This window comes from Limnospira sp. PMC 289.06 (genome assembly GCF_032350395.1).
In the GTDB taxonomy this organism is placed as follows: Bacteria; Cyanobacteriota; Cyanobacteriia; order Cyanobacteriales; family Microcoleaceae; genus Limnospira; species Limnospira platensis.
In genome coordinates this window covers 1-1,326 of the sequence record NZ_JARPLC010000319.1, presented here as the reverse complement: position 1 = coordinate 1,326, position 1,326 = coordinate 1, and the positions used below count along the sequence as shown (strand labels likewise).

1 protein-coding gene is annotated in these 1,326 nt (G+C 41.8%); it reads right to left on the bottom strand.

Going from position 1 to position 1,326, the window contains the following annotated elements:
• Nucleotides 1–104 precede the first annotated feature (104 nt).
• A complete protein-coding gene (locus P5674_RS24825; RefSeq protein WP_315670401.1) occupies nt 105–1,277 on the bottom strand; it encodes a group II intron maturase-specific domain-containing protein in 1,173 nt (390 codons plus the stop codon).
• Nucleotides 1,278–1,326 lie beyond the last annotated feature (49 nt).

Here is a 1,326-nt window from a genome sequence, read left to right as displayed (position 1 = left end):
TAATAGGGGTCGAGATAGACCTCACGGTCTACCCCTCCCATTCAGCAGCAGAACCGTACATGAGACTTTCACCTCATACGGCTCCTAATTTGACCGTCTCCTTGTTAAGAGTACAGCATCATCTCTTCATCAAGAGCTGTTTTATCATCGTGACAATGGCGATGTAATAGTTGAAGATTTTTGTATTCATCCTTTCCGCCATGGCTTCTAGGTACAATGTGGTCTACTTCAATTAAATCTGATGGGGTAAAGAATTGCCCACACCAGGTGCACTTGCCTTTTTGTTTTTTGAGTAGTTTTGCTACCCTATTTGGCGTATCGATTGCTTGTCCTTTCCTGGTTGCCCAGTAAGTCCAATTTCCGTCGTATGGTGTTGCGTCAGGGCGTATTAGGGTGTGTCTGACAATCGGAGTCCAATTATGTTTCCACAGTTGAAATCCATCTTTGGTTTGGAACATCCAATTTTCGTGTCTTTCTTTCCCATTGCTAAGTTTAATTGTTCCATGTCTGAAATAATTTCTTAGCTTTTCGTAACTTGACTTTCCGCATCTTGATACTGTCCATGCCCTTAACATTTGCCAGATTATGTTGTCTAGCTTATTGAAGGTCTCTGTTGAGACTACCCCTGAATAATAGTTTGACCATCCCCTAATAATTGGGTTTAGTTTGTTAATCAGGGCTGACTGAGGTGCTGTTTTATGTTGTTTAATTACACCTTTTATCACTTCTGTGTGGGCTTTAACTGCTTTTTGGCTGGGTTTTATGTGGGTCTTATGTCCGATTGGTCGGCTCATGAGACTCCCGGTTTTTCCAGACTTGTATTTTCCTACTGGGTATTGCCTGATATTGAATCCGAGAAAATCAAACCCAGGTTCTTCTGTTTTGCCATTATACTCAATAGGTTTGAGTGTGTGACCAATTCGAGTCTTTTCGGGTTTAATCTCTAATCCTACCGGTTTTAACCATTTGGTGATAGCAGTTTGGCACTGTTCAATGATTCCTAGGTCTTTGGAGATGACCACAAAATCATCGGCATATCTTATAAGGTTCACCTGGGTGGCTGTGCCTTTATTTGGATACATTCCTTTAACTAGCCTTTCCATTCCCAACAGTGCGATGTTGGCGAGTATTGGACTTATTACCCCTCCTTGGGGTGTCCCTGCTTCTGTATCCTCAAATACACCGTTATCTAGCACACCTGCTTTGAGCCATTGTTTCAGGTCTCTTTTTAGGCGGCTTGGACAATGAATTTTGGACAATAGGTAATCATGGTTCACGGTAAGAGCATTTTGCTATATCAGCATCAAGAACATAATATTGTCCCTT